Source organism: Burkholderia sp. JPY481 (genome assembly GCF_038900515.1).
GTDB lineage: Bacteria > Pseudomonadota > Gammaproteobacteria > Burkholderiales > Burkholderiaceae > Paraburkholderia > Paraburkholderia youngii.
In genome coordinates, this window is the sequence record NZ_JAYMRT010000116.1 from 1 (window position 1) to 688 (window position 688).

At 61.2% G+C, this 688-nt stretch carries 2 pseudogenes; one reads left to right on the forward strand and one right to left on the reverse strand.

From position 1 onward, the window contains the following. A pseudogene (locus tag VSR82_RS39900) lies at positions 1 to 226 on the forward strand (MFS transporter); the annotation flags it as partial. Between the two features lie 198 nt (positions 227 to 424). Here the strand turns inward: VSR82_RS39900 and VSR82_RS39905 are convergent. Further along, positions 425 to 589 (reverse strand): annotated as a pseudogene (locus VSR82_RS39905) (type II secretion system protein GspL); the annotation flags it as partial. Positions 590 to 688: the final 99 nt, after the last annotated feature.

Genomic DNA, 688 nt, shown 5'->3' on the forward strand with positions numbered 1-688 from the left:
CGCGACCACCGTCATATCCGTCATGCCTCTATTGCTGGCGGTATTCGAAATTGACATCACGGATACGGTGGACTTCTCGGTCTATTCCGCGTCGGGAGCGTTGCTGGGCTTCACGATTCTCTTCGCACACACCTATGCGTCCGGGTTGCGCGCGCGTCTGGACCCCAGCGGACGGGCGATCGGGGGCACAGCGGCAATGCTGATGGTGGGGCGGCGTTCGAGTTGATTCTGTTCAATTCTTGCGTCGAACCAAGCGTCGTTCGCCGGCCGTTCGCGACCTGATTCTCCCGCCGTGCCGATTGCGCTCGACGGTGATGACCATTTTCAGCCCAAACGTGGCAGATTTGCCAAGGTTAGTTGTAGAGTCGTTGACTTTCGTGGCGTCCGACCTTCATTGAGGTCAGTTTGCGGACGACCACCGGGTCAGCACCGTCGTGTTCGCGCGCGGCAGCAGCGCGAGCGCCGAGCGCCCGGCGCGCTGCGTGCGCCCGGCCTTATCGAGCAGCACGAACGGTAGCTCGGGCAGTTGCCACTCCTGCGAGGGCACCGCCGGATCACGCAGCGGCAATAGGACGATCAGCGTGCTCAAAGGCCACTCTCTCTGTGGATTGCGTTATTCATAGTTGGTCTTGTACCCGCACGATACGCGTAGTGTGAGTCAGCGGATCGCGATAGACGAGCGTCGTGC